The 25,746-nt window shown below is 72.9% G+C and carries 23 protein-coding genes; 16 read left to right on the top strand and 7 right to left on the bottom strand.

Going from position 1 to position 25,746, the window contains the following annotated elements:
• Window positions 1-8: 8 nt before the first annotated feature.
• Entirely contained in the window at window positions 9-680 is a 672-nt protein-coding gene (locus ABEA81_RS23565; RefSeq protein WP_345607475.1) for a GntR family transcriptional regulator, read from the bottom strand.
• A 37-nt stretch (window positions 681-717) separates the two neighbouring features.
• Complete coding sequence (locus ABEA81_RS23560) at window positions 718-2,448, bottom strand: thiamine pyrophosphate-requiring protein (protein ID WP_345607474.1); 1,731 nt, start codon at window positions 2,446-2,448, stop codon at window positions 718-720.
• 270 nt (window positions 2,449-2,718) lie between these two features.
• Between ABEA81_RS23560 and ABEA81_RS23555 the strand changes: the two genes are divergently transcribed.
• The 12 genes from ABEA81_RS23555 to ABEA81_RS23500 all read left to right on the top strand — a co-directional run bounded on the left by ABEA81_RS23555 (window position 2,719) and on the right by ABEA81_RS23500 (window position 16,518).
• The gene (locus tag ABEA81_RS23555; protein WP_345607473.1) at window positions 2,719-4,077 is read left to right on the top strand and encodes a Rieske 2Fe-2S domain-containing protein; all 1,359 of its coding nucleotides are present in this window, start codon (window positions 2,719-2,721) and stop codon (window positions 4,075-4,077) included.
• A 76-nt stretch (window positions 4,078-4,153) separates the two neighbouring features.
• Window positions 4,154-5,776 (top strand): ABC transporter substrate-binding protein, encoded by a 1,623-nt coding sequence (locus ABEA81_RS23550; protein ID WP_345607472.1) that lies wholly within the window; start codon window positions 4,154-4,156, stop codon window positions 5,774-5,776.
• Window positions 5,777-5,849: 73 nt separating this feature from the next.
• Window positions 5,850-6,191, top strand: a complete 342-nt coding sequence (gene fdxA, locus ABEA81_RS23545) for a ferredoxin (RefSeq protein WP_345607471.1) — start codon at window positions 5,850-5,852, stop codon at window positions 6,189-6,191.
• Window positions 6,192-6,198: 7 nt separating this feature from the next.
• Window positions 6,199-7,227, top strand: a complete 1,029-nt coding sequence (locus tag ABEA81_RS23540) for an ABC transporter permease (RefSeq protein WP_345607470.1) — start codon at window positions 6,199-6,201, stop codon at window positions 7,225-7,227.
• A complete protein-coding gene (locus ABEA81_RS23535) occupies window positions 7,220-8,110 on the top strand; it encodes an ABC transporter permease (protein WP_345607469.1) in 891 nt (296 codons plus the stop codon). The genes ABEA81_RS23540 and ABEA81_RS23535 overlap by 8 nt, the downstream gene beginning before the upstream one ends.
• Window positions 8,107-9,171 (top strand): ABC transporter ATP-binding protein, encoded by a 1,065-nt coding sequence (locus tag ABEA81_RS23530; protein ID WP_345607468.1) that lies wholly within the window; start codon window positions 8,107-8,109, stop codon window positions 9,169-9,171. The genes ABEA81_RS23535 and ABEA81_RS23530 overlap by 4 nt, the downstream gene beginning before the upstream one ends.
• On the top strand, window positions 9,168-10,817 hold the full coding sequence (locus tag ABEA81_RS23525) for an ABC transporter substrate-binding protein (protein ID WP_345607467.1): 1,650 nt from the start codon (window positions 9,168-9,170) through the stop codon (window positions 10,815-10,817). Before ABEA81_RS23530 ends, ABEA81_RS23525 begins: the two co-directional genes overlap by 4 nt.
• Entirely contained in the window at window positions 10,802-11,848 is a 1,047-nt protein-coding gene (locus tag ABEA81_RS23520) for an ABC transporter ATP-binding protein (protein ID WP_345607466.1), read from the top strand. Before ABEA81_RS23525 ends, ABEA81_RS23520 begins: the two co-directional genes overlap by 16 nt.
• A complete protein-coding gene (locus ABEA81_RS23515; RefSeq protein ID WP_345607465.1) occupies window positions 11,848-12,726 on the top strand; it encodes a MaoC/PaaZ C-terminal domain-containing protein in 879 nt (292 codons plus the stop codon). The genes ABEA81_RS23520 and ABEA81_RS23515 overlap by 1 nt, the downstream gene beginning before the upstream one ends.
• Window positions 12,723-13,637, top strand: coding sequence for an amidohydrolase family protein (locus tag ABEA81_RS23510; protein WP_345607464.1), 915 nt, complete (start codon window positions 12,723-12,725; stop codon window positions 13,635-13,637). Before ABEA81_RS23515 ends, ABEA81_RS23510 begins: the two co-directional genes overlap by 4 nt.
• Window positions 13,634-15,274, top strand: coding sequence for an AMP-binding protein (locus tag ABEA81_RS23505; protein ID WP_345607463.1), 1,641 nt, complete (start codon window positions 13,634-13,636; stop codon window positions 15,272-15,274). Before ABEA81_RS23510 ends, ABEA81_RS23505 begins: the two co-directional genes overlap by 4 nt.
• A gap of 38 nt (window positions 15,275-15,312) precedes the next feature.
• Window positions 15,313-16,518, top strand: a complete 1,206-nt coding sequence (locus tag ABEA81_RS23500; RefSeq protein ID WP_345607462.1) for an MFS transporter — start codon at window positions 15,313-15,315, stop codon at window positions 16,516-16,518.
• 108 nt (window positions 16,519-16,626) lie between these two features.
• On the opposite strand, the gene ABEA81_RS23495 is transcribed toward ABEA81_RS23500, so the two are convergent.
• The 4 genes from ABEA81_RS23495 to ABEA81_RS23480 form a co-directional block, all read right to left on the bottom strand.
• The gene (locus ABEA81_RS23495; protein WP_345607461.1) at window positions 16,627-17,532 is read right to left on the bottom strand and encodes an alpha/beta hydrolase; all 906 of its coding nucleotides are present in this window, start codon (window positions 17,530-17,532) and stop codon (window positions 16,627-16,629) included.
• A gap of 16 nt (window positions 17,533-17,548) precedes the next feature.
• Window positions 17,549-18,235, bottom strand: a complete 687-nt coding sequence (locus ABEA81_RS23490; RefSeq protein ID WP_345607460.1) for a DUF4230 domain-containing protein — start codon at window positions 18,233-18,235, stop codon at window positions 17,549-17,551.
• A 146-nt stretch (window positions 18,236-18,381) separates the two neighbouring features.
• Window positions 18,382-19,860: an aldehyde dehydrogenase gene (locus tag ABEA81_RS23485; protein WP_345607524.1), complete on the bottom strand. Its 1,479-nt coding sequence runs from the start codon at window positions 19,858-19,860 to the stop codon at window positions 18,382-18,384.
• 23 nt (window positions 19,861-19,883) lie between these two features.
• A complete protein-coding gene (locus tag ABEA81_RS23480; RefSeq protein WP_345607459.1) occupies window positions 19,884-20,756 on the bottom strand; it encodes a methylenetetrahydrofolate reductase in 873 nt (290 codons plus the stop codon).
• A gap of 266 nt (window positions 20,757-21,022) precedes the next feature.
• On the opposite strand from ABEA81_RS23480, the gene ABEA81_RS23475 reads away from it, so the two are divergent.
• Genes ABEA81_RS23475 through ABEA81_RS23460 form a run of 4 tightly spaced genes read left to right on the top strand, consistent with a single transcriptional unit; the run spans window position 21,023 to window position 24,767 of the window.
• The gene (locus ABEA81_RS23475) at window positions 21,023-22,126 is read left to right on the top strand and encodes an amidohydrolase family protein (protein ID WP_345607458.1); all 1,104 of its coding nucleotides are present in this window, start codon (window positions 21,023-21,025) and stop codon (window positions 22,124-22,126) included.
• 5 nt (window positions 22,127-22,131) lie between these two features.
• Complete coding sequence (locus tag ABEA81_RS23470; RefSeq protein WP_345607457.1) at window positions 22,132-23,190, top strand: amidohydrolase family protein; 1,059 nt, start codon at window positions 22,132-22,134, stop codon at window positions 23,188-23,190.
• Window positions 23,190-23,633, top strand: a complete 444-nt coding sequence (locus ABEA81_RS23465) for a Rieske (2Fe-2S) protein (protein ID WP_345607456.1) — start codon at window positions 23,190-23,192, stop codon at window positions 23,631-23,633. Before ABEA81_RS23470 ends, ABEA81_RS23465 begins: the two co-directional genes overlap by 1 nt.
• Before the next feature lie 3 nt (window positions 23,634-23,636).
• Window positions 23,637-24,767, top strand: a complete 1,131-nt coding sequence (locus tag ABEA81_RS23460) for an ROK family transcriptional regulator (RefSeq protein WP_345607455.1) — start codon at window positions 23,637-23,639, stop codon at window positions 24,765-24,767.
• Here ABEA81_RS23460 and ABEA81_RS23455 read toward each other — a convergent pair.
• Window positions 24,752-25,723 carry a DMT family transporter gene (locus ABEA81_RS23455; RefSeq protein ID WP_345607454.1) on the bottom strand — a complete coding sequence of 324 codons (972 nt, stop codon included), beginning with the start codon at window positions 25,721-25,723 and terminating at the stop codon, window positions 24,752-24,754. The two genes, ABEA81_RS23460 and ABEA81_RS23455, sit on opposite strands and share 16 nt — an antisense overlap.
• Window positions 25,724-25,746 lie beyond the last annotated feature (23 nt).

Raw genomic sequence — 25,746 nt, 5'->3', positions numbered from 1 at the left:
TGGGCGCGTCACCACCGGGTCTGGCTCGTCGCGAGCTCGCGCAGGGCGCCGACCACGCTGAGGAGGTGGGTGCGCATCGTCTGCTCGGCGAGGTCGGCGTCTCCGGAGCAGACCGCCTCGATGACGCCGAGGTGCTCCTTGAGCCCGACGGCCGGGCGGCCGGGCAGCAGGGCCACCCGGTAGTGGTAGCGCACGCTCTGGGTGCGCAGGCGGTCGAGCATCAGGCCCGCGGTCTGGTGCGCGGAGATCTCCCGCACGGCCCGGTGCACGAGCTGGTTCGTCCGGCTGTAGGTCGGGATGTCGGCGCACTCGACGGCGGTGCGCATCTGCTCGCCCAACTCGCGCAGGCGCGCGCGGTCGGCCGCCGTGGCGCGCTCGGCGGCCTTGGCCGCGCAGAGCCCTTCCAGGACCGCGCGGGTCTCGGTGATCTCCACGGCCTCCTCGAGCGAGATGGGGCGTACCCGGGCGCCGCGGTTGCGTTCGCGCTGCACGATGCCCTCGTTCTCGAGCTGCGCGAGCGCGGTGCGGACGGTGCCGCGCGAGGCCTGGTACAGCGAGACGAGGTCGGCCTCGGGCAGCCGTTGGCCCGGGGCGTACCGGCCCTGCATGATGCCCTCGCGCACGGCTGACACCACCTCGGCCACCGCCTCGCTGGGGGCCGTCTCCCCGTCAGCCGCCATGGGCTTCCTCTCGCGCCGGTCCGGTTCCCCGTAACCCTTACACGCACCGCACGTCGACCAGTGCGGGCCTGCGCTCGTGCCGGACGGTGCGCATCGCCTGCTCGAGGGCGGGCCCGAGCTGTGCGCGCCGGTCGACCCGCAGACCGAGGCCGCCGGACGCCTCCGCGTACGCGGCGAAGTCGGGAACCGGGCCGAGCTGGGCGAGAGGGGAGAGCCCGCCACCCGTCGCCGTGTGCCCGACGGGGTACATGCGCAGGGTGGAGCCCTGCACCGCGCCCCAGTGCGCGTTGGTGCACACGATGGTGAGCACGGGCAGGCCGTGCATCGCCATGGCGTGGTGGCAGGCGGCCGGGTTCGCGAACAGGTAGGCGCCGTCGCCGACGGCCGCGATCACAGTGGCGTCCGGCCGCGCCATCTGCAGGCCGAGCGCGGCCGGGAGCCCCCAGCCGAGGCCGCCGGCGGGCGGGGTGCCGAACCAGGTGCCGGGGAGGGTGGACGCGAGCAGCTCCGCCGACGCCCAGTACTCGTTGACGACGACGGCGTCGGGCGGGCGGACCTGCGCCAGCGCGGCGTTCAGGGCCGCCTTGGTGATCGGCCCGTCGGCCACTGCCTCGGCCTCGAGGACGCGCGCCCGGCGGCCGCGCCAGCCGCTCACCCGCGCCGCCAGCCGATCGGCCCGCGCGGGGTCGACGGAGCGCGCGTCGAGCGCGGACGCGAGCGCGCCGAGGAGCGCCGCCGACGTCGTGGTGATGGACAGGTCCGCGCGGTGGGTGCGCACCGGGTAGCGGCTGAAGTGGGGGTCCGGTCCGCACTGGACGACCACGGCGTCGTCCCGGGGCGCGGCGTTGCCGGGGATCCACGGGACGTCCAGGTCCAGGACGCAGAGCACGTCGGCCTCGCCCAGCACGGCGTCGACGGCGTAGCCGGCGTGCAGCGGGTGGTCGGCGGGGAGGCTGACGTGGCGCTGCCCGTGCTCGACGACCGCGATGCCGAACCGGCGGCACAGCTCGTCCAGCAGCGCCACCGCGTCCGGGTCGGCGCCCGCGTCGGCCGTGACGATCACCGGGAACCGGGCGCCCGCGAGCAGGTCGGCCAGCCGCGCGACGGCGGTGGGGTCGGGGTGGGGCGGTGCCGGGCGGGCCGGGGCGGGACGCGCCTCGGCGCCGGGCACCGGACCGGCCAGCACCTCGCGCGGCAGGGTGAGGTACACCGGGCCGCGCGGTTCGGTGCACGCCACGTCCAGCGCCCGGTCGACGACGTCGGTGACGTGCGCACCGTCGCGCAGCTCGTAGTCCCAGGCCACCAGCTCGCGCAGCATGCCCGCCTGGTCGAACATCTCCTGGGCCCAGTGGATGCCGGCGTCGCGGGCGCCGAGGCGGGAGTGCTCGTACAGCGGGGTGCGGCCCGCCGTCAGCAGGATCGGCACCCGGCTGCGGGCGGCGTTGAACACCGCGCACACGGCGTTGGCCGTGCCGACGCTCGTGTGCAGCATGACCGCCTGCACGCGCCCGTCGCCGAGGTAGGACCCGTGCGCCATCGAGACCGCCACGTTCTCGTGGGCGCACACGACCACGTCGGGCAGGTCGAGTTCGGACTCGTGGCGCCGCGCGTACGCCTCGACGAGCGGCGCGAAGTCCGTGCCGCTGTTCACGAACAGGCGATCCACCCCGCGTTGCCGCAGCCGCACGAGGAAGGCCTCTGCCACCGTCTCGGCTCGCTGGTCCCCGGGGTGGAGGCGTGCCGTCGGTTCGGCTGCTCGCAGCTCCATGCTCACCTCCGCCATCAGCGCCGGTGAAGCGTACGCATAACCAAGATTGTTGACAATATGGTTGCCGTAATTGGTTTTCCAGAGCTAAGGTCTGCGCATTCATCCCGCAGCCAGGGGGCCAGCCAATGGGTTCAGCCGTCGGAGCGGACGGACCGGAGGTCGAGGTCGGCGCGGCCGTTCCCGCGCCGGATCCCCTGGAGCGCGAGGAGGCAGCGGCGGTGGCCGCCGGCTGACACTCCCGACCCACCACCACACCCCGAGAGGCCGACGATGCTGTCTGCACAGGACAACGAGTTCCTGACCCGGGTTGGCCCGGGTACGCCGATGGGCGACCTGTTGCGCCGGTACTGGACACCCGCGTTGCTGGTCAGCGAGGTGCCCGAGCCGGGGGGTGACCCGGTACGCGTGCGGCTGCTCGGCGAGGACCTCGTGGGGTTCCGGGACGTCAACGGCAGGGTCGGGCTGATCCAGGAGAACTGCCCCCACCGCGGCGCGTCGCTGTTCTACGGCCGCAACGAGCTCGGCCCGGGCGGCACCTGCGGCCTGCGCTGCCCGTACCACGGCTGGCAGTTCGACGCCGACGGCGCGTGCATCGACATGCCCAGCGAGCCGCCCACCAGCACGTTCAAGGAACGCGTGCACGCCAAGGCCTACCCCACCCACGAGTCGGGCGGGATCGTCTGGACCTACATGGGCCCGGCCGACACGATGACGCCCTTCCGCGACTTCGGCACCGAGTCGCTCGAGCCCCACCAGGTCGCCGCCACCAAGTTGCACACCAGCTGCAACTGGATGCAGGCCATGGAGGGCAACATGGACACCTCCCACATCTCGTGGCTGCACCAGTGGAACGGGGTCGACGACATCCCGGACGACGGCAGCGACAAGCCCGGCTACCCCACGAACGCGATGTCGTGGAAGTTCTGGAAGCACGACCGCGCGCCGCGCCTGGAGATCGAGGACACCTGGTACGGGTTCAAGTACGTCGGCATCCGGGAGACCCCGGCCGGGCACACGCACGTGCGGATGAGCGCGTACTGCTTCCCGTACCACACGGTGATCGCGTCGGTGCCCTTCAGCACCCAGCACGGGCTGTTCGTGCCGGTCGACGACCACAACACCTACCGCTACAGCTTCTCCACCCGGGTGAACGAGGGGCTGGCCGAGGTCGGCGGCACCAACCTCTTCGCGCTCAGCCCGTTCGAGTTCGGCCCGTCCGAGGTGGGCCGCAACGGGATCATCCCGCGGCGCTACACCCTGGAGAACGACTACGGCATCGACCGCGAGGAGCAGCGCACCACCACCTACTCGGGCGTGCGCGAGTTCATCAGCCAGGACTTCATGGTCACCGAGACGATGGGCCCGATCTACGACCGCTCGCAGGAGCACCTCGGCACCTCCGACAAGGCGATCATCCGGATGCGCAGGCTGCTGATCGCCGCCGCGAAGCGCCTCGCGGAGGGCGGCGAGCCGCCGGCGGTGGACCCGGATCTCGACTACCGGAGCATCCGGTCCGCGGAGAAGATCCTGGAGCCCGGTGAGGACTGGCGCCTCCTGGGCACCGACGCCGACCCGATGGTCCAGAGGTACGACGCCGGCAACACGCGCACCCCGCTGGCCGGTAGCTGACGCGCCCGCGGTGCGCTCCGGCTCCCCCCGGTGCGCACCGCTCCCACCACCCCTCTCGAGACACCGAGGTTTCCGGATGAGGTTGCGACCCCGCACGTCCCGCGTCGTCGCGGGCGTGGCGCTCGCGTGCTGCGCCCTGCTGGTGGGGGCGTGCGGGGCGGCCGACCGGGGCGCGGTGTCCGAGGGAGCGCTGCAGGAACGCGACCCCTACGGCGGTGACCCGGCCGCCGAGGGCACGCCGAAGCCGGGCGGCACCCTCCTGCTCGGCATGGACCGCGAGATCGTGAGCTTCGACCCCACCGTCCAGAACTCGAACATGGCGGCGACGGCGGTCTACGACTCGCTGATGAAGCTCACCCCGGACGGCAAGGCCGAGCCCTACCTCGCGCGGTCGATGGAGACCACCGACGGCGGCACGACCTGGGTGCTGGCCCTGCGGCCGGCCGTCACGTTCTCCGACGGCACCCCGCTCGACGCGAACGCGGTGATCGTCAACACGCAGCGGCACATCGACAAGGTCTCCTCACCCGCGCACGCGTTCGCGGAGCGGATCACCTCGATGCGCGCGGTGGACCCGCTCACCGTGGAGTTCGTGCTGGACGGGCCGTTCGGTGACTTCCCGGTCGTGTTCGCCCAGCCGATCACCTACGGCAGCCTCGGCCTGATCGTCTCGCCCGCCGCGCTGCAGCGCTACGGCGACGACATCGGCCGCCACCCCGTCGGCGCGGGCCCCTTCACGTTCACCGAGTGGGTCCCGGACTCCCGGACCGTGCTCACGAAGAACCCGTCGTACTGGCAGGAGGGCAAGCCCTACCTGGACGCGCTGGAGTTCCGGCCGCTGCCGGACACCGAGACGCGCTACGCCTCCATCGAGAACGGCGACGTCGACGTGGTGTTCGGCGGCTACAACCAGGAGCTCGTGCGAGCGGGCCAGAACCCGAACCTGCGCGTCTACTACGGGCCGGGCAACGCGGGCGAGTACCTCTACTTCAACTTCACCGGGCCACCGTTCGACGACCGCCGCATGCGGGAGGCGCTGATCAGGTCGCTCGACCTGAAGGCGCTCGCGGCGAGCCAGTACAGCGGGCGGCTGGTGGCGGCCACCAGCCTGTTCACCGAGAGCAGCCCGTACCACACCGCGGCGGCGTCGGAGGCGTGGCCGGCCTACGACCCGGAGCGGGCGAAGCAGCTGATCGCCGAGTACCGCGCGGACGGCGGCAACCCCGACTTCACGTTCAAGACCACCCAGACGCGGGTGCCGTTCGGCGAGTTCCTCCAGGCGCAGATGGCCGCCGTCGGGATCGACGTGCAGCTGCAGTTCTACGACCTGGCGCAGTTCTCCTCGTCGGTCGTGCAGAGCAACGACTTCCAGCTCACGACCTGGATCGGCACCTTCGACAGCCCGTTCCCCGGCGTCACCCGGCTGCTGCACACCGGCGGCAACACCAACTACGGCAAGTACTCCAACCCGCGGGTGGACGCCCTGCTCGACGAGGCCGCGGCCACGTCGGACCCGGCCGTCCGCACCAACGCCTACCAGCAGGTGGAGACGCTGGTGGGGCAGGACCTGGCCATGGCGTGGTTCAGCCGCAGCTACCTGTCGACGATCACCAAGCCCGAGGTCAAGGGCGTCGACCGGTACGTATCCCGCGACATGTTCTACGCGACCACCTGGCTCGACCGCGACACCGCCCGCTGATGACCCCGACCACCCTCCCGACGACCACCCTCCCGACGGCCACCGCAGCCCGCCACCGAAGGGCCCGAACCCGATGACCTACCTGATCGCCGAATCCTGCGTCGACCTCATGGACCGCAGCTGCGTCGACGTCTGCCCGGTCGACTGCATCTACACGGGGGAACGCAAGCTCTACATCAACCCCGCCGAGTGCATCGAGTGCGGAGCGTGCGAGCCGGAGTGCCCCGTCGACTCCATCGTGCTCGAGCAGCAGGCCTCCGACGCCGAGGCCGTCCACATCGCCGACAACGCGGCCTTCTTCTACGACGTGCTCCCCGGCCGGGACGCCCCGCTGGGAGACCCCGGCGGGGCGTCGCTCACCGGCCCGATCGGCGTGGACACCCCGCTCGTCGCGGCGTTGCCGGTGAAGGGCTGAGTGCGCGATGGCCGACACGCTGAGTGCGACACCGCAGGTCACGGCCGCGGGTCCCGTCGCGCGCCGCGGCGGGGCGCGGAAGGCCGCGGTGCGCCGCGTCCGCAAGCGGCTCACGCACCTGCTGCTCGTGCTGCTCGCCGTCACGTTCCTGTCGTTCATCGTCGTCGACCTGCTGCCCGGCGACGCGGCCGTCGTGGTGGCCGGCGACAACGCGACCCCCGAGCAGGTGCAGCAGGTCCGCACGGAGCTGCAGCTCGACCGGCCGGTGCTCGTGCGCTACGTCGACTGGCTCGGCGGCGTGGTCACCGGCGACCTCGGCCGCTCGTTCCGGACCGGCCAGCCCGTGGTCGAGGCGCTCGCCCAGCGCATCCCCGTCACCTTCGAGATCACGATCATCGCCCAGCTGCTGGCGCTGGTGGTGGCGGTGCCGCTCGCCGTCTACTCCGCGTACCGGCCCGGCGGGCTGGTCGACCGGACGTCGATGACGCTCGGGTTCGGCGCCGCCGCCATGCCGAACTTCGTGTTCGGCATGGTGCTGATCGTGCTCTTCGCGGGCGGCGTGTCGAGCATCCTGCCCGCCACCGGCTACACGGGGTTCTTCGAGAACCCACTGGCCAACCTGCAGTCGATCGTCCTGCCCTGCCTGACGCTCATGATCGCCGAGGCGGCGGTCTACCGACAACTCCTGCGCTCGGACATGGTGTCGACGCTGCAGGAGGACTTCATCCTCATGGCCCGGTCGAAGGGGCTGCGCCCGGCGCGCATCCTCTTCCGCCACGCGCTGCGGCCCTCGTCGTTCTCCCTGATCACGCTCTCCGGGGTGAACATCGGCCGGCTGCTCGGCGGCACGGTGATCGTCGAGACGCTCTTCGCGATCCCGGGGCTCGGGCAGCTCATCGTGCAGGCGGTGTTCAACCGCGACTACATGATCCTGCAGGGCGCGCTGCTCTTCGTCGCCGTCGCCTACGTCGTGATCAACATGCTGATCGACCTCCTCTACCTGGCCCTCGACCCACGGGTGCGCAGAGATGCCTGAACACGTGATGACGGGGCAGGTGGTGCCCGAGAGCGCTGCCCCGAAGAGCCGGACCGGCAGGCGCCGCGCCGAGCGCACCCCGTTCGGCTGGTACGTGGCGTGGACCTGGCTCGGCGCGGTCGTGCTGGCGGCCGTGTTCGCGCCGCTGCTGCCGCTGTGGGACCCGGCGGTCCCCGACTACACGGCCGTGTTCTCGGGCATCACCCCGCAGCACTGGCTGGGCGGGGACACCCTCGGCCGCGACACGTTCTCCCGCGTGGTCTACGGGGCGCGGGCGTCGCTGCTCGTCGGCATCTGCGCCGTCGGGCTCGGTGCGCTCGTCGGGGGCTTCCTCGGGATGCTCGCGGGCTACTTCGGCGGCCGCACCGAACGGGCGCTCGCGCTGGTCACCGACGTGGTGCTGGCGTTCCCGGGGCTGGTGTTCATCATCGCGATCGTCGCGATCCTCGGGTCCAGCCTGACCCACCTGATCATCGGCCTCGCGATCCTGTCGGTGCCGACGTTCATCCGGCTGGCCCGCGCGGCCACCCTCGTGGTGGCTCAGCGGGAGTTCGTGCTCGCCGCCCGCGCGTACGGGTGCAGCCCGATCCGGATCATCGCCCGCGAGATCGCGCCGAACGTCGTCCTCCCCGTCGCGGCGTACGGCTTCATCATGATCGGCGTCTTCATCGTCGTGGAGGGCTCGCTGTCCTTCCTGGGGCTCGGCATCCCGCCGCCCACGCCCAGCTGGGGCGGGATGATCGCCGGCGGCCGCCAGGAGCTCCTGAACTACCCGCACATCTCGCTGTTCCCGGCCGCGGTCATGTTCCTCACGGTGCTGTCGATCAACTACATCGGCGAGCGGATCCGCAAGCAGTTCGAGGTCAAGGAGAGCAACCTGTGACTGACTTGCTGACCGTCGAGGACGTCGTCGTGCGCTTCCACACCAAGAAGGGTGTGGTGCACGCGGTCGACGGCGTCTCGCTGCGGCTCGAGGAGGGGGAGGTCCTCGCCGTCGTCGGCGAGAGCGGTTCGGGCAAGACCGTGTTCACCCGCCGCGTCATGGGGCTCGTCTCCGGCGGGCGCGGCACCGAGGTCGAGGGCACCGTCACGTTCGACGGCACGGCCCTCACCGAGCTCTCGGGCAAGGAGCTGTCCCGGTTCTGGGGCGCGGAGATCGCGCTGATCCTCCAGGACCCGATGACGTCGCTGAACCCCGTGAAGCGCATCGGTGAGCAGCTCACGGAGACGATCGTCCAGCACGAGCGCGTGACCAAGCAGGAGGCGCGGGACCGGGCCGTCGAGCTCCTGCGCTCGGTGGGGCTCTCGGAGCCGGAGCGGCGGGTGCGCCAGTACCCGCACGAGCTGTCGGGCGGCATGCGCCAGCGCGTCACGATCGCGATCGCGCTCTCGTGCAACCCGCGGCTCCTGCTCGCCGACGAGCCGACCACGGCGCTCGACGTCACGGTGCAGGCCCAGATCCTCGACCTGCTCGCCGATCTGCAGTCCCGCCTCGGCATGGCGATGCTGCTGGTCACGCACGACCTGCGGGTGGTGCGCAGCCGCTCGGACCGCATCGCCGTGATGTACGCGGGCCGGATCGTGGAGACGGCGCCGACGCCGGTGCTCTTCGCCGATCCGAAGATGCCCTACACCGAGGCCCTCATGAACGCGGTGCCGCCGCTCGCGGGGCCGAACCACACCCGGCTCTCGGTGATCCCGGGCCGTCCACCGGACCTGATCGACCCGCCCACGGGGTGCAAGTTCAGCCCGCGCTGCCCGGTGGCCCAGGACAAGTGCCTCACCGAGGAGCCGCCGCTGCGGGATGCGGGTTCCGCCGAGCACCGGTACCGGTGCTGGTTCCCCGTGGGCAGCCCGGCCTGGGCGGAGGCCAGGGCCCGCAACATCGAGCGAGGCGAGAGCGCCGCAGGCACTCCGCTGACCGAAGAGGTGGTCCTCGCATGAACGCGTACGAGCAACGGCGCTCGTCCCCCGGCACCCGCCGACGACTGCGGCGGGTGGTGGCGCTGCTGTTCGGGCTCACGGTGCTCGCCGCCTGCGGCAACGTCACGCCCGCCGCGACGGTGCCGGCGGGCACCGACGGCATCAGCGCGGTCAATGCGCGCGGCGGTGACCTCGCCGCCGAGGGCACGCCGCGCCGTGGCGGCACGCTGATGATGGGCACGGACCGGGAGGCGATCTCCTTCGACCCCGCCGTGCAGAACACGAACCAGGCCGCGCTCGCCGTCTACGACTCGCTGCTGAAGCTCGACGACAAGGGCGATCCCCAGCCCTACCTCGCCGAGTCGATGCAGACCACCGACGGCGGCGTGACCTGGCGCATGGGCCTGCGCGACGGCGTCGTGTTCTCCGACGGCACACCGCTGGACGCGCAGGCGGTGATCACCAACGTGCAGCGGCACGTCGACAAGGCGTCCTCGCCGGGCCACCTCTACGCGCAGCGGATCGCCTCGATGCGCGCGGTGGACCCGCGGACCGTCGAGTTCACGCTGTCGGGCCCGTTCGGCTCGTTCCCCTCGGCGTTCGCGCTGACCCCCACGAACGGCAGCCTGGGCGCGATCGTCTCGCCTGCGGCGTTGGAGCAGTACGGCGACGAGATCGGCATGCACCCCGTCGGCGCCGGCCCGTTCGTGCTGTCCGAGTGGGTGCGCGACTCCCGCATGGTGCTCACCCGGAACCCGCACTACTGGCAGCAGGGCATGCCCTACCTCGACGCGCTGCAGTTCCGGCCGCTGCCCGACACCGAGACGCGCTACGCGTCGATCGAGAACGGCGACGTCGACCTGATCTTCGGCGGCTACCACACGGAACTGCTGCGCGGGCTGCAGAACCCGAACCTGAAGGTGTACTACGGGCCCGGCAACGGCGCGGAGTACATCTACTTCAACCACACGAAGGCACCGTTCGACGACAAGCGCATGCGGGAGGCCGTGGTCCGGGGCATCAACCTCGACGCGCTCGCGGCCACCCAGTTCCGCGGCCAGATGGCGCGCGCGTCGAACTGGTTCGGCGCCGACAGCGGGTACTCGACGCCTGAGGCCGAGGCGGCGTGGCCCGCCTACGACCCCGAGCGGGCGCGCCAACTGGTGCAGGAGTACGTAGCCCAGGGCGGCAGCGCCACCGTGCAGTACAAGACGACGAACGCGCCCAACCGCGTCCAGTTCGCCGAGTTCCTGCAGGCGCAGATGGCCGAGATCGGGATCACGATCCAGCCGCAGTTCTTCGACCTCGCCCAGTACTCCTCGAGCGTCGTGCAGAGCCACGACTTCCAGATCGCGGGCTGGGTGGGCGGCCCGACCGACGTCCCCTACCCCGGCGTGCTGAACCTGATGCACACCGGCGGCAACGCCAACTACGGCGGCTACTCCAACCCGGAGGTCGACGCGCTGCTCGACAAGGCCGCCGCCACCACCGACGACGCCGAGCGGACCCGGCTCTACCAGCAGGTCGGCCTGAAGACCAACCAGGACATCCCGGTCGCCTACTACAGCAGGGGTTACCTGTCCACGATTGCGAAACCGGAGGTCAAGGGCGTGGTGCGCTATCTGACCAGGGACATGTTCTTCGCGACGACATGGCTCGACCGGTGACGGCGGCGCGCACCGAGCGGGGGCCGCACGCGGCGGGCGCGCCCGCCGCGTCCGAGGACAACGACGTCGTCCTCCGGTTGACGGACCTCGTCGTCGAGTTCCCGGTGGGCGGCGGGCAGACCGTGCACGCCGTCTCCGGGATCGACCTCGAGGTCCGCAGGGGCGAGACGATCGGGCTGGTCGGCGAGTCCGGGTGCGGCAAGTCGACCACCGGCCGGGCGATCATGCAGTTGCCCAGGCCGACGAGCGGGTCGGTGGAGTTCGAGGGCCGCGACCTCACCACGCTCACGCACCGTGAGCTGCGGGAGCTGCGGCCCAAGCTGCAGATGATCTTCCAGGATCCGATCTCGTCCCTGAACCCGCGGCGGCGGATCCCGGACATCGTCGGCGACCCGCTGGTGGTGTGGGGCCGCGCCGCCGACCGGGCCCGGGTCGTGCCCGAGGTGCTCTCCGCGGTCGGGCTCGACCCGGAGCAGGTGGCCGACCGGCGGCCGCACCAGTTCTCCGGTGGGCAGTGCCAGCGCGTGTCGATCGCGCGGGCGCTGGTGCTCGAACCCGAGGTGCTGATCTGCGACGAGCCGGTGTCGGCCCTGGACGTCTCGGTGCAGGCGCAGATCCTCAACCTGCTCGAGGACATGAAGCGCCGCTACGGGCTCACGCTGGTGTTCATCGCCCACGACCTCGGGGTGGTGCGCAACATCAGCGACCGGGTCGCGGTGATGTACCTCGGCCGGATCTGCGAGCTGGGGGAGACCACCGCGCTGTTCGACGACCCGGTGCACCCGTACACGCGGCTGCTCGTCTCGTCGATCCCGTCGATCGAGGCCCCGTCGACGGAGGCGGGGGCGAAGGCCGACCGGGGGCGCGGCGAGATGCCCTCGCCGATCAACCCGCCCAGCGGCTGCCGCTTCCGCACGCGATGCCCGCTCGCCGACGAGCGCTGTGCCGCCGAGGTGCCCGAGATGCGCGAGGTGAAGCCCGGCCGGTTCGCCGCCTGCCACCACCCCATCCTCGAGCCCGAAGGAGCCTGATGCCGATCGACCCCGGAGCCGTCGGCCGCCACGGTGAGCCGCGTTCCCGGACCTGGACCTCCACCGACGCCCTGCTCTACGCGGTGGGCGTCGGCGCGGGGCTGGGGGAGCCGACCCAGGAGCTCGCCTTCACCACCGAGAACTCCGCAGGCGTGCCGCAGCAGGTGCTGCCGACGTTCGCGGTGCTCCTGTCGCAGGCGCCGCCGCCCCCGTTCGGCACGTTCGACCGGGCGATGCTGGTGCACGCGGAACAGGAGATCACCCTGCACCGCCCGGTGCCGGTCGAGGGCACGGTCACGGCGACGTCCCGGGTGGCGGGCGTGTACGACAAGGGCAAGGGTGCCCTGGTCGTCACCGAGTCGACCGCGGTGCTCGCGGCGGGGCCGGACACGGGCCAGCCGCTCGCCACCAACCGCAGCGCCGTGTTCATCCGCGGCGAGGGCGGCTTCGGGGGAGACCGCGGCCCGCGCGACGACTGGGCCGCGCCCGACCGCGCACCCGACCACAGCGTGCGGTACGAGACCCGCCCCGAACAGGCGCTGCTCTACCGGCTGTCCGGGGACCGCAACCCGCTGCACTCCGACCCGGCGTTCGCGGCGCGGGCCGGGTTCGGCAAGCCGATCCTGCACGGACTCTGCACCTACGGCGTCACCGGGCGGGCGCTGCTGCACGCGGTCGCGGGCGGCGACCCGGCCCGCCTCACGGGCGTGTACGGGCGGTTCAGCGCAACCGTCACCCCGGGGCAGGCCCTGACCGTGGACATCTGGGACGAGGGCGGCGGGCGGATCCTGCACCGCACCCGCACCGAGGACGGCACCGTGGTGATCGACCGCGGTAGAGCGACCGTCGTCGCCGCCGTCGCGGGAGGGGAGCGATGACGGGCACGAACCCGCCCGAGCTGGTGGCGGCCGATCTCGTCGCGATCGACGTGCACACCCACGTCCACTTCTCGACGAAGGCCGCGCAATCCGAGGCGGGCGCCGAGCGCATGGCGCAGATGAAGGCGCACTTCAAGTCGGACGTGCTCGGCATGGACCTGCACCAGCTCGCCGCGTTCTACCGGGAGCGGCGCATGGCGGCCGTGGCGTTCACGGTCGACACGCTCGGCGACCGCGCCGAGCACGCCCCGACCAACGAGGAGATCGGCGAGATCGCCGCCGAGCACCCGGACGTGATCATCCCGTTCGCCAGCGTGCACCCCGCGCGTGGCAAGGCGGGCGCGAAGATCGCGCGGCGGTTGATCGAGGACCACGGGTTCCGCGGCTTCAAGTTCCACCCGAGCGTCCAGGAGGTCTTCCCGAACGACCCGGTCGCGTTCCCGATCTACGAGGTGCTCGCCGAGCACGGCCTGCCCGCGCTGTTCCACACCGGGCAGAACGGCGTGGGCGCCGGCACCCGGGGCGGCGGCGGGGTGCGCCTGAAGTACTCCAACCCGCTGGCCCTCGACGACGTGGCCGTCGACTTCCCGGACATGCCGATCATCATGGCGCACCCGTCGTTCCCGTGGCAGGACGAGGCACTCGCCGTGGCCACGCACAAGGCGCAGGTGTACATCGAGCTGTCGGGCTGGTCGCCGAAGTACTTCCCGCCGCAGCTCGTGCAGTACGCGAACACGCTGCTGCGCAAGAAGGTGATGTTCGGGACCGACTTCCCGCTGTTCACGCCGGAGCGCTGGATGGCGGACCTGGAGAAGACGGAGATCCGCGACAGCGTGAAGCCCGACATCATGCTGCACAACGCGGCGCGGCTGTTCGGGTTGGAGAAGGACCCGGAGGACGGCCAGGCATGAACATCGGGCTGGAGGACAACTTCGCCTCGCACTTCGAGCACATCGCCGACCTCGTGCCGCGGCGGGTGGCGATCGCCGCGGGTGAGCGGGAGCTGACCTGGGCGCAGTTCGACGAGCAGGCCGACCGGCTCGCCGGGTACCTGGCCGCCCGGGGCATCCGCGCGGGCGACCGGGTGGGGGTGGACGCGCGGAACTCGCCGGAGCACCTGATCGCGCTGCACGCGCTGTTCAAGCTGATGGCCGCGCCGGTGAACGTCAACTACCGGTACCGGGCCGCCGAGGTGCGGTACCTGCTGGAGATCTCCGGGGCCAGGGCCGTGATCGTCGACGACGACCTCGCCGGCGTCGTGGCGGAGGCCGCCGCGGCCGTGCCCGGCTGCGACCTGCTGGTCCGGATCGATCCCGCGGGCGGCTTCGGGGCCTCGGTCGCCGTCGCCGACCGGCACCCCCGCCGCCCGCGGGGGGACACCGAGTGGCGGTTGTTCACCGGCGGCACCACCGGGCACCCGAAGGCCGTGCTCGGGAGCCACACGGAGCGGCTGCGGTCGGTCCGCTCCGGCGGGTTCGCGACGCTGGGGCTCGCCGGCATCGACCCGGTGGAGGCGCTGCACCAGGCGCTCGACATCGACCCGCACGGGCCCCGTGGGATGGTGCAGCTGCCCGCGTCGCCGCTGATGCACGGCACGGGGCTCTACTCCGCGCTCGGCGCGCTGTCCGTCGGCGCGCCGGTGGTGCTCCTGACCGGGCGGCGCGTCACGGGTGACGCACTGTTGGCGGCGATCGAGCGGCACCGCGTCACCGACCTGGTGATCGTGGGCGACGCCTTCGGGCTGCGCCTGCTCGACGCCCTCGACGAGCGGGCCGCGGCGGGCCGGCCGCTCGGGATCGACTCCCTGCGCCGGGTCCGCAGCATCGGCGCCGCGTGGACCCCCGGCGTGAAGCGCAGGCTGCTCGCCCACGCCGACCTCACCCTGAGCGACACCGTCGCGTCGACGGAAGGCGGGGTGTTCGCCCGGTCCGAGACCACGCGGGCCTCGCTCGCCACGGGGATCGACGACGAGGCCGGCACCTTCGAGCTGGCGCCCGGCGCCCGCCTCCTCGACGACGACGGCCACGACGTCGTGCCCGGCTCGGGAACGATCGGGGTGCTCGCCGCGCCGGTCGTGCCCGAGGCGGGCTACGAGGGCGACGAGGAGCAGACCGCGAGCGCCTTCCGCGACATCGACGGCGTGCGGTACACGATGCCGGGCGACCTGGCCACGCTCGAGGCGGACGGGCGGCTGCGGCTGCTCGGCCGGGGCAGCACCGTGGTCAACACCGGTGGCGAGAAGGTGTTCACCGACGAGGTGGAGCTCGTGCTGCGCACCCACCCGGCCGTCCGCGACGCCACCGTGCTCGGGGTGCCCGACCCGCGCTGGGGCAACGTCGTGGCCGCGGTGGTGTCGCTCGAGCGCGGGGCCGCCGCCGACCCCGACGAGCTCGCGGCGTTCGTCGGTACCCGCCTGGCCGGCTACAAGAAGCCGCGCCGGATCGCCGTGGTGCCCGAGGTGCAGCGGCTCAACACCGGTAAGGCCGACCTCGGATGGGCGCGCCGGCAGTTCGGGGCGGCGGCCGCTCCGGCGCCGACCGCCCCGTGAGCCTGCGACCCTCGACACGGAGCGGTTGGTGGGTGGTGGTGGGCGGGTCGATCCTGCTCACCCTGCAGAACGGCCTGATCATCAGCGCCTTCGGCGCGTACCTCGTGGTGATCACGGCGGACACGGGCTGGTCGGCGGGAGTGGTCGCGCTCGGGTACGCGATCGTCCAGCTCGGCAACGGGTTCCTCTCGCCGCTCACCGGGTGGATCTGCGACCGGGTGGGGGTGCGTGCGGTTGCCAGGGCCGGAACGGTCGTCACGGCGGCCGGTTTCGCCATCGCCGCCGTCGTCACCGACGCGCCCCACTTCGTCGGGGCGGTGGTCGTGATCGCCCTCGGCTGTTCGGCGGCGGGCATCACGCCGCTGACCGTGGCGGTGGTGCAGACGATGACCGCGCGGCGCACGCTGGCACTGGGGTTGCTCCCGACGGGCATCGCACTCGGTGGGCTGGCCGTGCCGCTCGTGACGTGGGCGCTGGCCGGAGCCGGCTGGCGCGCCACCTTCCTCGGCGTCGCCGGGGTGATACTGGCGGTGGGCCTCGTGGCGGGCTCGGCCCTCCCCACCGATCGGCGCCCCCGCCCCGTCGCGAAGGCCGCGCCGCGCGACGGGCCGAGCGACCGGGGCAGCGACCACGACCTGGGCAGCGCCCTGCGCACTCCGGCGTTCTGGCTGCTCGTGGCGGGGCACGGCACGGCGCTGGTCGCGGTGAGCGCCGTGAACCTGCACCTGGTGCCGTTGATGACCCACCACAACGGCATCCCGCTCGCGACCGCGGGCCTCGCGGTCGCGGTGATGTCGACGGCACAGCTGCTCGGCCAGGTCGTCACCGGCATCGTCGCCGATCGCCTGGACAAGCGCAGGCTCGCCGCCGCGTGCATGGTCGTGCAGACCGGCGTGCTGGTCGCGTTCGCGACGGTGTCCGGCTTCTGGCTCCTCCTGGCGGCGGCCACCGTCCACGGCATCGCCTGGGGGCTGCGCGGGCCGGTGATGACCGCGATGCGCGCGGACTACTTCGGCGTCGGCTCGTTCGGCACGATCATGGGGTGGTCGGCGGGGTTCGTCTCGATCGGGCTGGTGGTCGGGCCCCTCCTCGTCACCGGCATCGCCGGCGGGACGGGCGGGTACCCGGCCGCCTTCCTCGTGCTGGCCGCGGTGACCGCCGCCGGTGCCGTCGCGTTCGTGGTGCTGCGGCGGCCGCGGGTTCGCGTGCCGGTGCGCTGCGGTGACGGCGCCGGCCGGGCATGAGCGCTCACGGGAGGGGCAGGACCGCGCCGACCCCGCCGCCGAAGGCGTGCACGTCCACCGCGCCGTCGGTGCGCAACATGCAGAGCGCGAGGCCGTCCCCGAGCGTGGTCAGGTCGCCGCGGCGAGGTGCTCGACGAACCAGTCGCGGGCCGCGCCGCTCGCTGCGTCGAACCCCTTCGTGTAGGCGTCGAAGTGGCCGCCGGGCAGGATCACCAGCTTCTTGGGCTCGCGCGCCTGCTCGTAGGCGTTGATCGCGAGGTGGGCGGGCGTGAGGTGGTCCTCCCTGGCGACGACGAGCAGCAGGGGTGTCGGTGAGACCCGCCCGATGTACGTTGCGGGTTCGTACTCGCCGAGCATCTCGACGGTGCGCAGGGTCACCTCGTTCCGCCACGACGGTGCGCGGGTCTTGCCGGTTTCGGTGAACCAGGCCCACGAGTCCGGCGTCGGCAGGGCGGAAGCTGCGAGCGGGTCCTCCGCCACGACGGGCACCATCGCGGGCGGGTCACCGGCGAAGCGCGCCACGCGGTCGGCGTCGAACTGCTCCCGGAAGCCCGCGCGGAAGTCGGAGCGCACCAGTTCGGCGACGTTCGCCGACCCGCTCACCAGGGGTACCTGGGCGGCGACGGCCTTCACCCGCCGGTCGATCGCCCCGACGACGAGCACGTGACCGCCCGAGTAGCTCGAGCCCCACACGCCGATGCGCGTGCCGTCGACATCGCCCAAGGTGCCGGCGTAGGTGATCGCGTGGCGGTAGTCGCGCACCTGCTGCCACGGGTCGATCTCCTGGCGCGGTTCGCCGTCGCTGGCGCCGAAGCCGCGGTTGTCGAAGACCAGCGCATTCACCCCGCCGGCCGCGAAGACCTCGGCGAACGCGTCGAGGTACATCTCCTTCACCGCCGAGAACCCGTGGGCCATCACGACCGTGGGGCGGCGCCCCGAGGCACCTTCGGCCGGGTAGAACCACCCGCGCAACGTGACGCCTTCGGCGTCGAACGCGATGTCGCGCCTCGCCATCGCCCCTCCTCGGGTGTCAGCTCGGATCGGTGAAGGTCACCGTGACCCGGTCGTACCCGAGCGAGCGCGCCAGCGACGTCAGCATGTCGCGGGTGTTGGTCTCGGCACGGGTGAGGAGGTCGCTCTGCCGGGCCGTCTCGTCCAGCTTCCGGGACGCCAGCTGGTAGAGCTCTTCGTCGTCGACGGGGTCGTTCTGGATCGCGCCCGCGATCCGCTCGACGATGCCCCGTTCCCGCCCGACGACGCGGCTCGCCGACGGGTCGAGGGTGGCCGGCGCCAGCCTCGCCGCCGGCAGCGTGAAGGTCACGGCATCGCCGCCGGCGGACACCTGCTCCGGCCCGAGACCGGACAGGTCGACCAGGGCGTCGACGTGGCCGGTGGCGAACATCGTGGTGCGTTCGCCGCTGATCAGGGCGGGGACGTGCGGGGTGTCGCGTTCGATGTCGACGAGCACCTGGAACGTGCCGGTGGCGGCGTGGTACTCGGAGACGTCGGCCAGCGCGGCCAGCAACGGGGCCGGGCCCCGGTCGACGGTCTGCGGCGCGAACGTGGCGGACAGCGCCGGGAACATGCCCACGGCCTGCGCGCCGATCGGCACGGCGATGGCCAGGGCGGCGACGGCCGCGAGGAACTTGAGCCGGCGGCGCCGCAGCAGCCGGCCGGTCCACGTCCTGGTGTCGGGCTCGAACAGGTGCTGCGGCATGGTGCGACTCTCTCCGGGGTCGAGCTCGGCGTCCGCGTCGAGAACACGCCCCGTCACCAGTCCGTGTCAAGGGGTCGCGGCGATGCGGTGCGCCAGGTGGACGCCGCCGCTGCTGCGCATGCCGCGCCGGTGCGGTGTCGATCCGGCTAGCCGAGCGTGAAGGGGTCGCGGGTGCCGCCGGTCAGCTCGACCCAGACGGCCTTCTCCTGGAGGTACTCGTCGATCGCGTGCAGCCCGTTCTCCCGCCCGAGCCCGGAGTTCTTGAACCCGCCGAACGGCACGCTGGGGGCGACGACCCGGTACGCGTTGATCCACACGCTGCCGGCCCTGATGCGGGCGGCGACGCGGTGGGCGCGGTGGACGTCCTTGGTCCACACCGCGCCCGCCAGGCCGTACGGGGTGTCGTTGGCGAGCCCGATCGCCTCGTCCTCGTCGGTGAAGGTCAAGGCCGCGAGCACGGGCCCGAAGACCTCCTCCCGGTACACGGTGGACCCGGGCGTGACGCCGGTCAGGACGGTCGGCTGCACGAAGAGCCCCCCGAGCGCGGCCGCCGGGCCGCCCCCGCAGGCCACCGTCGCCCCTTCGGAGCGGGCGGTGTCGAGGTAGCCGACGACCTTCTCGTACTGCGGCGCGTTGGCGACCGGGCCCATCTCGGTGCCGGGGTCGTTGGGGTCGCCCAGCCTGATCGCCGCGGCCCGCTCGGCGACCAGCCGCACGAGCTCGTCATGGACGTCGGCGTGCACGATCAGGCGGGACCCCGCCATGCAGGTCTGGCCGGTCGCGGCGAACACGCCGGCCACGATCCCGTTGGCCGCCGCGGCGAGGTCGGCGTCGGGGAACACGACCTGCGGGGACTTGCCGCCCAGCTCGAGGGTGACCTTGTTGATGTTGTCGGCGGCGGCCTTCGCGACGGCGCGCCCGGTGGCGGTGGAGCCGGTGAACGCCACCTTGTCCACGCCGGGGTGGGCGGCCAGCGCGGCGCCGGTGTCCCGGGACAGGCCCGTGACGACGTTGACCACGCCCGGCGGGAAGCCCGCCTGCTCGACGAGCTCGGCGAACCCGAGCGTGGAGACGGGCGAGTGCTCCGACGGCTTCACCACCACGGTGCAGCCCGCGGCAAGGGCCGGGGCGAGCTTCCAGGTCATCAGCAGCAGCGGCGAGTTCCACGGCGTGATCGCCGCGACCACGCCGACCGGCTCCCGCCGCGTGTAGACGAGGTAGTTCGGGTTCGGCGAGGGGATCTGGCGGCCCTCGATCTTGTCGGCCAGCCCGGCGAAGTAGTGGTACCAGGAGCCCAGCGCGTTCAGCTGGCCGATCATCTCGCGGTACAGCTTGCCGGAGTCGTTGACCTCCAGGCGGGCCAGCCGTTCGGCGTTCTCCCCGACCAGGTCCCCGAGCCGCCGCATGAGCGCGGCCCGGGCGAACCCGGTGAGCCCGCCCCACTCCCCGTCCAGTGCGGTGCGCGCGGCGGCCACCGCGGCGTCGACGTCGTCCGGCCCCCCGTCCGGGACGATCGCCCACGGCCTGCCGGTGTAGGGGTTGTGCGACTCGAAGGTGCGCCCCGACCGGGCGTCGGCGGCCTTCCCCCCGATGACCATGCGGAATCGCTCCAGCTCACCGGACATGCTGCCGTCCTCCTCGGTGTGGTTCACAGGGCGTCGACGACGGCCGGGACCGCTTCGGTCTCCCAGCCCGGCGCCATGACGTGCACGCCGCCGACCCCGGGGACGTCCCGCAGCCGGCTCACGATCTCGGCGGCGATGGCGATCCCCTCGGCCTTGGCGGCGTCGCCGGTGCGGCCCCGCATGCGCGCGAACGTCGCCTCGTCGACCTCGACGCCGGGGATGTTGTCGTGCATGTGCTGCAGCATCCGGGTGCTGCGCGGCGGGGTGACGCCGACGAGCAGCGGGGCCCGGTCGGTGATCCCGGCGGCCACCACCGGTGCGAGCCACGCGGCGAACCGGTCGACGTCGTAGACGATGTTGGTCTGGAACAGGTGCAGGCCGGCCTCGAGCTTCTGCTCCAACCGCTGCACGGAGTCGACCAGCGGATTCGCCGCCCCGACGATCCGGAACGAGGTCCCCGTCGCGAGGCGTTCACCGGCGAGCAGCTCGCCCGCGTTGAGGCCGGCGACGAGGCGGATCATCCCGAGCGAGTCCAGGTCGCGCACGTGCGTGGCGAGCGGCTCGTACCGGCCGACCTTCAGCGGATCACCGCTGAGCGCCATCACGGTGCGGACACCCAGCGCCCAGGCGCCGAGGAGGTCGCTCTGCGCCGCCATCGCGTTGCGGTCCCGCCCGGTGATCTGCAGGATCGGCTCCACCCCCTCCTGCAGGAGCAGGGCCGCTGCCGCCAGCGCAGACACCTTCACCGTGGCGGCCTGGTTGTCCGTGACGTTCACGGCGTGGACCCGCCCGCGCAGCGCGCCGGCCGCCGCCCGGATCGGGCCCGGATCGGGATCGAGGGGCGGCCCGAACTCGGCCGTGATCGCGAAGCCGTCCGTGAGCGCTGTCTCCAGCACGTCTTCTCCCGTCTCTGGGGTCGCTCCGCGGTGCGAACGGCACTTCGGGTTGCAGGGTGCGAGCGAACGCGCCGCTCGCCTCCTCCCACCTCGGCCACCACGCATCCCCAGATTTGAGGACGATCTCGGCGAGCGCAAGGGCCGGGGTTCGTCGCCGTCGCCGATGCTGGTTCGACGAGGTCGGCGACGCCGCAGACTGCGCGCCGTTGACACCCGTCGCAGACGCCATTTATGTTCGATGAAAAGACAGAAGCTGCGGGGGTCGGATGACGGAGATCGCCGGTGTCGCGCGCTACGCGCGCCCCGCTGGATGGCCGGAGGTCGACCTCGTCGACACCGACGTGCACATCACGCCACGCTCCATCGGGTCGCTGCTGCCGTACCTGCCCGCCCGCTGGCGCGACTACATCCGCGAGAGCGGGATCGCGAGCCTCGAGTCCGACCTCTACCCGCCCGGGGCGCCGCTGTCCGCGATCCCCGGCTCCCACCCCGCGGACGGGCCGCCGGGCTCCGACCCGGACCTGCTGCGCACTCAGCTCCTCGACCCGTGGCGCACGCGGATCGCGGTCACGCACTGCATCTACGGCGTCGACGGGATCCACAACGCCGACTGGGCCGTCGCGATGGCGCGCGCCGTCAACGACTGGCAGCGCGCCGAGTGGCTCTCCGGCGAACCGCGGCTGCGCGGGTCGATCGTCGTGGCCGGGCAGGACCCGGAGCGCGCGGCGGCGGAGATCGACCGCATCGGCGACCTGCCGGAATTCGTGCAGGTCCTGATGCCGGCGCGGGCCCGGCACCCGCTCGGCAGCCGCACCTACTGGCCGATCTACGAGGCCGCGGCGCGCCACGGGTTGGCGATCGGTGTCTACGCGGGAGGCACCAGCGGCAACCCGATCACGCCGGTCGGGGCGCCGAGCTACTACCTGGAGGAGTACGTCCTCATCGCGCAGGTGTTCCAGGCGCAGCTGGTGAGCCTGGTCAGCGAAGGGGTCCTCGCGCGGTTCCCGGACCTGCGGATCGTGCTCATCGAGGCCGGGTTCACGTGGCTGCCGCCGCTCATGTGGCGGTTCGACAAGAACTGGAAGGGGCTGCGCCGGGAGGTCCCGTGGGTCGACCGGCTCCCGTCCGAGATCATCCGTGAGTCCGTCCGGCTCACCGCGCAGCCCCTCGACGAGCCGGACGAGCCCGAGCGCCTGCTGGAGGTCATCGACCGGCTCGGGAGCGACCGGATGCTCATGTTCTCCACCGACTACCCGCACCACCAGTTCGACGACCCGGCGCGGTCCGCGCCCACCGGCCTCGGGGACGAGGCCATGACCCGGTTCCTCGGGCGCAACGCGCTCGAGACCTACCGCCTGAGCGGGGAGTGATCACCGTGTCCCGGCAGCGCCCGCCGCTCGTCGACTGCGACATCCACAACGAGCTCGCACCCGGCTCGCTGGATCCGTACCTGCCACGGCGGTGGCGCGAGTACGACGCCACCTACGGCAACCGCGGCGACGGTGGCTCCTCCTACCCGAAGGGGGCGCCACGGGCGGCGCGCACCGACGCGTGGCCACCGTCGGGGCTTCCCGCGGGCGGCGACCTCGACTTCATGCGCGAGCAGCTCCTCGACGCCTACGACATCCGCTACGGGATCCTCAACTGCCTGAGCAAGTCCAGCCGGCAGCAGAACCCGGAGTACGCGGCCGCGCTCTGCCGCGCGGTGAACGAGTGGCAGGTCGAGGAGTGGCTGGAGAAGGAGCCGCGCCTGCGCGCCGGGATCACCGTCCCCTACGAGGAGCCCGCGCTCGCGGCCGAGGAGATCGACCGGGCGGCCGTCCACCCCGGCTTCGTGCAGGTGCTGCTGCTCGTCCGCACCGACGAGCCGCTCGGGCGGCGCCGGTACTGGCCCCTCTACGAGGCGGCGGTCCGCAACGGCCTGCCGGTGGGGATCCACTTCGGCGGGGGCCGCGCCAACCCGCTCACCGGCTCGGGGTGGCCGTCGTTCTACATCGAGGACCACACGGCGATGGCGCAGGCCTTCCAGGCCCAGCTCGTCAGCCTCGTCGTCGAGGGCGTCTTCGAGCGGTTCCCGACGCTGAAGGTGGTGCTCATCGAGGGCGGCTTCGGCTGGGTGCCGTCCCTGATGTGGCGCCTGGACAAGCACTGGGCCCGCCTGCGCGACGAGGTCCCGCACCTCACCCGGCGGCCGTCGGAGTACGTGCGCGACCACATGTGGTTCACGACGCAGCCGATCGAGGAGCCGCCCGACCCGCGCCAGCTGCTCACCGTCTTCGACAACATGGGCGGGACCGACAAGATCCTCTTCTCCACCGACTACCCGCACTGGGACTTCGACGACCCGGACCGCGCGATCAGGGCGCGCCTCGAGCCGGACACGCGCGCGCGGATATTCGGCGGCAACGCCATGGCGCTCTACGGGCTGGACTGATGGCGAAGCACGTGGTCGGGACGACCGACGAGATCGGCCCCGGCCAGCGCAAGATCGTCGAGATCGACGGGCGGTCGATCGGGGTGTTCAACGTCGGCGGGCGCTATTACGCGCTGCGCAACCAGTGCCCGCACGCCGGGGCGCGGCTGTGCGACGGCGTCCTCACCGGGCTGGTGACCTCCAGCTCCCCGGGGGAGTACACCTACGTGCGCTCCGGCGAGATCCTGCGCTGCCCCTGGCACGGGTGGGAGTTCGACATCGCCACCGGGCGCTCGTGGTTCGACCCGGCGCGCACCCGCGTGCGCGCCTACCAGGCGACGGTGGAAGCCTCCGACGGCCTCGCCGACCCGGACCTGTCGGAGGCGGGGTACGAGCCCGGCCCGTACCGCGCGGAGCGCTACGACGTCGAGGTGCAGCGGCAGTTCGTCGTCGTGCACGTGTGAGCCGTGGCGTCGTCCTCCGCGCCGTCGGCGGGCTCGATCCTCGGGCTGATCCGGGAGACCGGCGGGCTCTCCCGCGCCCAGCTGCTGGACCGCAGCGGGATGGCCCGCTCCACGCTCTACGCCCGGCTCGAGGAGCTCGCCGCGCTCGGCGTGATCTACGAGGGGGAGCCGCTCGGGGCGGCCCGCGGCCGGCCGTCGCGCCGCATCCGCTTCGACGACCGCGGCCGGGTGATCCTCACCGTGGCGATCGGGCAGGCCGCTGCGCGGGTGTCCGTCACCGACACGGGCGGGCGCGAGCTGCGCAGCCGCACCGTGCCCGTCGTGCTGGCCCGGCCCGCCGACGACGTCGTGGACCCGCTGCTGGACATCGGCTCGGCGCTGCTCGCCCGGGGTGAGGTCCTCGTGGGGGTCGGCGTCGCCGTACCCGCCCCGGTCGACGTGCGCACCGGGCTGATCAGGGCGGCGACGACGATCGCGGCGTGGCCCGCCGACGCGGTGCTGACGGCGGTCGGGCGCCGCTTCCGCGTGCCGGTGGTCGTCGAGAACGACGGTCGCGCCGACGCGTTGGGGGAGGGCGTGCCCGACGAGACGATGGTCTACGCCAAGGTCGCCACCGGCATCAGCTGCGGGATCGTCGTCGACGGCCACGTGCTGGAGGGCGCGCGGGGCGTGGCGGGCGACATCGGGCACATCCTCGTGGACCCCGACGGCCCGCGCTGCCGGTGCGGGCGCCGGGGGTGCCTCGCCGCCTTCAGCTCGGGAGCAGGCATGCTGGAGCGCCTCGCCCTCCCGACCCTCGACGACCTGGTCGCCGCCGTCGAGGGCGGTGACGCCGCCGCGCTCGCCGAGCTGGACGCGGCGACGAACCACCTCGGACGTGCCCTCGCCGCGATCGTCGCGACGGTCAACCCAGGCCGGCTGCTCCTCGGCGGGGCCGTCGGGCGGCTGATGGTCGAGGGGGTGCGCGCGCGGGTGCGGGGCGACGTCGTGGACCGGGTGGCCGAGGGCCTGCGGATCGAGGCGGCCAGCTGGGGCGAGGCGGCGGCCTCCCGCGGCCTGGCCGACCTGGTGATGCGACGCGCGTACGCCCCGGAGGCGATCGACGCGCTCCTGGTGGGTCACGGGCCGGGCTGACGTCCCGGCCGGGAGGCCAGCGCCACGGCGCCGAACGTCACCGCGGTGCCGACCCAGACGGCGGCAGTGGGGCGGGGCCCGGCGGTGAGCGCGTCCATGGCGAGCGCGCCCAGCAGCTGGCCGGCCACGCTGGCCAGGCTGAAGACCAGCACGCCGACCTGCCCCACGACGCGGGCGGCCGTCGCGATCACGACGATCCCGATCAGGCCTGCCGCGTAGAGCCACGGCTCGGGAGGGAGGCGGTGCACCGGCGCCCCGTGAGCCGCGATCCCGACCAGCCACACCGCGGCGAGCGTCAGCTCGGCGACGGCGAAGCTCACCAGCGTGGCAGGCCACGGCGAGCGGGCGGTGGCGCCGACCCGGCCGTTGAGTGCGGACTGGGTGGCGACCGCGACGCCGGCGAGCAGCGGGAGCACCACGAGGGCCGCGATGCCCGGGACGCCGAGCCGATCGGACACCGCGACGGCGACCGCCGCGACGCAGGCGAGCGCACCACCGACCCGGGCCGGTGAGACCCGGTGCCGTCCGGCGGGCCCGAGCCCCCACCGGTCCGCCGCGAGGCCGCCGATCGCGCTGCCCGCGACGATCGCCACGGTGAACACGGCGACCCCGAGCGCGCCGACGCTGATCCCCTGGCCGGCCACGAACACCGCTCCGCCGACCCCGCCGAGGCAGTGCCACCACCGCAGCCCGCCGCTGCGGAGCCCGGCGCGGATCGCGGCCAGCCCGCGGCGCCCGGCCGGGAGTGCGGGCACGAGCGCCAGCAGCACGACCATGCCCGCGGTGGTCGACGCCAGCGACGCGGCGACCCCGTCGCCGATGCGCGCGCCGAGCTCCCCGTTCAACCGCGCCTGGGCCGCCAGCCCGACGCCGGCGGACACGGCCGCCCCCACTGCGACGACCCGCCTGCGACCGCGAGCGGTACGCGGCTCGATCACGTCCTCGAGAGCACCCACTTGCGGAGATTCTGACCTGCGCG

This window comes from Pseudonocardia adelaidensis (genome assembly GCF_039543345.1).
GTDB classification, from domain to species: domain Bacteria; phylum Actinomycetota; class Actinomycetes; order Mycobacteriales; family Pseudonocardiaceae; genus Pseudonocardia; species Pseudonocardia adelaidensis.
Note: the sequence above shows the minus strand (reverse complement) of the source record. Positions and strands in the feature narration are given on the sequence as shown.

Coding starts and splice junctions, on each gene's coding strand:
- ABEA81_RS23565 (WP_345607475.1), bottom strand. CDS start 680: ATGGCGGCTGACGGGGAGACGGCCCCCAGCGAGGCGGTGGCCGAGGTG.
- ABEA81_RS23560 (WP_345607474.1), bottom strand. CDS start 2,448: ATGGAGCTGCGAGCAGCCGAACCGACGGCACGCCTCCACCCCGGGGAC.
- ABEA81_RS23555 (WP_345607473.1), top strand. CDS start 2,719: ATGCTGTCTGCACAGGACAACGAGTTCCTGACCCGGGTTGGCCCGGGT.
- ABEA81_RS23550 (WP_345607472.1), top strand. CDS start 4,154: ATGAGGTTGCGACCCCGCACGTCCCGCGTCGTCGCGGGCGTGGCGCTC.
- fdxA (WP_345607471.1), top strand. CDS start 5,850: ATGACCTACCTGATCGCCGAATCCTGCGTCGACCTCATGGACCGCAGC.
- ABEA81_RS23540 (WP_345607470.1), top strand. CDS start 6,199: ATGGCCGACACGCTGAGTGCGACACCGCAGGTCACGGCCGCGGGTCCC.
- ABEA81_RS23535 (WP_345607469.1), top strand. CDS start 7,220: ATGCCTGAACACGTGATGACGGGGCAGGTGGTGCCCGAGAGCGCTGCC.
- ABEA81_RS23525 (WP_345607467.1), top strand. CDS start 9,168: ATGAACGCGTACGAGCAACGGCGCTCGTCCCCCGGCACCCGCCGACGA.
- ABEA81_RS23520 (WP_345607466.1), top strand. CDS start 10,802: ATGGCTCGACCGGTGACGGCGGCGCGCACCGAGCGGGGGCCGCACGCG.
- ABEA81_RS23515 (WP_345607465.1), top strand. CDS start 11,848: ATGCCGATCGACCCCGGAGCCGTCGGCCGCCACGGTGAGCCGCGTTCC.
- ABEA81_RS23510 (WP_345607464.1), top strand. CDS start 12,723: ATGACGGGCACGAACCCGCCCGAGCTGGTGGCGGCCGATCTCGTCGCG.
- ABEA81_RS23505 (WP_345607463.1), top strand. CDS start 13,634: ATGAACATCGGGCTGGAGGACAACTTCGCCTCGCACTTCGAGCACATC.
- ABEA81_RS23495 (WP_345607461.1), bottom strand. CDS start 17,532: ATGGCGAGGCGCGACATCGCGTTCGACGCCGAAGGCGTCACGTTGCGC.
- ABEA81_RS23490 (WP_345607460.1), bottom strand. CDS start 18,235: ATGCCGCAGCACCTGTTCGAGCCCGACACCAGGACGTGGACCGGCCGG.
- ABEA81_RS23485 (WP_345607524.1), bottom strand. CDS start 19,860: ATGTCCGGTGAGCTGGAGCGATTCCGCATGGTCATCGGGGGGAAGGCC.
- ABEA81_RS23475 (WP_345607458.1), top strand. CDS start 21,023: ATGACGGAGATCGCCGGTGTCGCGCGCTACGCGCGCCCCGCTGGATGG.
- ABEA81_RS23465 (WP_345607456.1), top strand. CDS start 23,190: ATGGCGAAGCACGTGGTCGGGACGACCGACGAGATCGGCCCCGGCCAG.